At 54.2% G+C, this 3,245-nt stretch carries 4 protein-coding genes and 1 pseudogene; 1 reads left to right on the plus strand and 4 read right to left on the minus strand.

Features of this window, described 5'->3' with window-relative positions:
* Window positions 1–260 (minus strand): MCP four helix bundle domain-containing protein (locus tag AB4043_RS23940; protein WP_442308308.1); only part of this gene is annotated, 260 nt, incomplete at its 3' end.
* Window positions 261–817: 557 nt separating this feature from the next.
* On the opposite strand from AB4043_RS23940, the gene AB4043_RS23945 reads away from it, so the two are divergent.
* Complete coding sequence (locus tag AB4043_RS23945) at window positions 818–1,267, plus strand: CBS domain-containing protein (RefSeq protein ID WP_442301773.1); 450 nt, start codon at window positions 818–820, stop codon at window positions 1,265–1,267.
* Between the two features lie 13 nt (window positions 1,268–1,280).
* On the opposite strand, the gene AB4043_RS23950 is transcribed toward AB4043_RS23945, so the two are convergent.
* From AB4043_RS23950 to AB4043_RS23960, 3 genes and pseudogenes are all read right to left on the minus strand, one after another.
* On the minus strand, window positions 1,281–1,589 hold the full coding sequence (locus AB4043_RS23950) for a hypothetical protein (protein WP_442308310.1): 309 nt from the start codon (window positions 1,587–1,589) through the stop codon (window positions 1,281–1,283).
* A gap of 128 nt (window positions 1,590–1,717) precedes the next feature.
* Window positions 1,718–2,440, minus strand: a pseudogene (locus AB4043_RS23955) (NADH-quinone oxidoreductase subunit N); the annotation flags it as partial.
* 4 nt (window positions 2,441–2,444) lie between these two features.
* Window positions 2,445–3,245 (minus strand): complex I subunit 4 family protein (locus tag AB4043_RS23960; protein WP_442308309.1); only part of this gene is annotated, 801 nt, incomplete at its 5' end.

Consider the following 3,245-nt stretch of genomic DNA (forward strand, 5'->3'; position numbering starts at 1 on the left):
GTCTGTCTCAATAGCGCGAGCTTGAATGAGCGAGTGTCTGTCTCAATAGCGCGAGCTTGAATGAGCGAGTAGTTTGTCAGCCACTCATTCATAATGTCACCGCCAAAATACACACCGGGCAAGGTATCGGTCTGCATCTTGAACGTTTCCTGCTCAATGTGGCTTAGCTTGAGATAGGCGACACTACCCATCGCAACGATGATGGCCAGTACGACGGTAAAGCTCACAAGGATCCACTGGCGGATACTCAAATTTTTCATCGAGACAGTTCCTTCGTCGATCAACAAGTCCGTGCTGCGAAGAATAGGATGATTGGCCACACAACCTTAGCACAACTACTGATGACACATACATATAGGCGCGGTTTCGAAACGAATGTCTTATGCCCCCTGCGCTTAACGCTTCGTAGGTCTCGCATGTGGCGTATCCACATATTCCCGCCGGCAGCGGAAACGGGTTGAACAAGGTTTAGGATTCTGGCAGCAACAACATCAACTGAGTCGCTATGCGGGTCGCCCCAGGCGCCATTGCGCGGGCCAAGTTCATCATTATTTTCAACAACTTATGCAGCATGCCGTCTACCACGGCAAAGAAGTTAATATTCCTTTTGCAATTGTTGCAAGGCGGGCGTATATTTCCACGCCGGGTGACGGCTTTCTTCGTTTGGCAGTATGAGCGTAGCCGTAAGGTTTGTCTTTCTTGCAGCGATCGCCGCGTTCCAGCTCCCGACACGCAGCTACTGGGGTTCGGCGGTCTAGCTTGTCTCTCCTTTTTGAAGCGCCACTTCGAGTCTTGAATTGCGTGTAAGGAGCTAGCTATGAGAGTGCTTGACCCCGTTTTGTTCATTCTTCGCAAGAAGGGTTCTGACATATGTTCTCTCCCCCCCGACGCGACCGTTTATTCCGCCATGCAGATGATGGCCGATAAGGATATAGGCGCGCTGTTGGTGATCGATCATGACCAACTCGTGGGCCTCGTTTCGGAGAGAGACTACGCGCGAAAGGTCATCCTTCTGGGACGAGGTTCGAAGGAAACGCTGGTGAGCGAGATCATGGTTTCAGCGCCGCCGACCATTGGCCCAGACAGTTCCGTTGACGAAGCCATGCGGCTGATGACAACCAACCGAATCCGTCATCTTCCTGTGGTTTGCGACGGAAAGATTCTTGGAATCGTCTCCATCGGAGATCTCGTGAACTGGATCGCTTTCGCGCAGGATCAAACGATCGAACAACTCGAGCACTACATCGAAGGCAAATACCCTTGCTAGGGTGGCTTATAGGTCATCCTAGATCGCGAGTGACGGCTGTGATGACATTCCAGAGCGGCGTGGGATAGACGCCCAGTAGAAAGATGAGGCCGGTAAGAGCTGTGAGCGCCAGGATAGCCGGGAGGGACAGTGGCTGTGTGGATGACTCTCCATCATGGCCAGGCTCCCTTGGTTGAGAGTACATGGCGACGATGATGCGCAAATAATAGAACAAACCGATGGTGCTGCTGGCGACGAGGGTAAAGAGAAGTATCCATCGGGATTGTGAAGCGCCGGCCGTAATGACGTAGAACTTACCGAGAAACCCTGCTGTAAGCGGAATCCCGGCAAGTGAAAGAAGTGCTGTAGCGAATGCACCACAAGTCCAGGCGCTCCCGCCACCCCGCCATCATGAACGTGGAACCAGCGCAATAGAAATGCAAACATTCCGGCCTTGGATACGGTGGCGATGAATGCCGTTACCGGCAGGGGTGCGCCCTCGTAGACATCCGGCGTCCAGAGTTGAAATGGAACGACTGCCAGCTTGAAACCCACGCCTGTTAGAACGAGCATCAGGCCAGTCAGAAGAGAAACGGCGTTCGTAGATCCAGCTGGGCGGACCATCACTGCAGCGAACTGGGAGAGATCCATCGATCCCGAATCCGCATAAATCAGCGCGAGACCAAACAGAAGAATGGATGATGATGACGCGGCAAGAACCAGGTACTTGATCCCTGCCTCGATAGAGATGCTCTCTGTTCGTACGTATGCGATCAGGCTGTAAAGCGCTATGCTCAGCAGCTCCAATCCGAGGAAGAACGATACAAACGTGAGGCTGACCACGAGCGTCATCGCGCCTGTTGTTGCCAGCAGTACAAGGAGATAGAACTCTTCCGGACGTTCCTGGCGGCGCTTCAGGTAGTCATAGCCGAACAGGAAAACAAAGGCCGTGGCGCCAAGGAGAATCGCCATATAGAGACGCGAATAGGAGTCGAGAACTAAAAGGCTGGTGATCTGCCGCGGTTTTTCTGACGCGGCAAGTAAAAGGCTCGCCGCGGCCACGGCCACGCCGATCAGCGAAATCATGAGGGCAACTTTGTGATTGCGCCGGATTGCGATCACAATCATCAAGACGACTGCGGTCGCCGAAATCGTAATCAGGGGCAGCAACGCAACAAAATCAGCGGCATTCATCTCTTCATCTCCTGACGATCTCTTGTGGGAATGCACTTTGCTGCATGGCAGCCAGGCTTGGACGTAATGTGTTCAAGACTGATTGTGGATAGAGGCCGATCCAAAGAAGACAAAGGATCATCGAACCCAGGATCGTCCATTCGCGAAGACGCATGTCCGGCAGACTCCAATGATGCACGTTCGGACCATGGAATGCTCCCTGAGCGAACCTCAAACCATAGAGAGTGGCCGCGAGAAGACCCAGGGTCGCCACGGCGGTGAGACCGATGCTAGCTCGATACGTCCCAAGCAGGACGAGAAATTCACCCACGAAATCGCCGAGTCCTGGAAGTCCGAGCGAGGCCATGGCAAACAGAAGCCCCGCCCCGCTGAGCGTAGGCATGGTCTCCCAAAGACCACCCATCTGTGATATCTCGCGGGTGTGCATCCTCTCCTGAAGCAGGCCGGCAAGAACGAACAATGCGCCCGTACTAATTCCATGGCTGATCATCTGGATCACAGCCCCTTCGAGCGCAATCTCATTTCCCGCGAAGACTCCGAGCAGCACGAATCCCATGTGGCTGACGCTGGTGTAGGCTACGAGACGTTTGATATCGGTTTGAGCGACCGCAAGTACTGCTCCGTACAGAATTCCGATTACGCCGATCGTCATCATGAGAGGAGCCAATTCGCGCGACGGTCCCGGAAAGAGAGGCAGCACGAAACGGATCAGCCCATACGCGCCTGTCTTCAGCAGAAGCCCAGCCAGAATGACGCTGCCGGCGGTGGGAGCTTCGGTATGTGCATCCGGGAGCCAGGTGTGGAA

This window comes from Terriglobus sp. YAF25, assembly GCF_052113305.1.
Classification (GTDB): Bacteria; Acidobacteriota; Terriglobia; order Terriglobales; family Acidobacteriaceae; genus Terriglobus.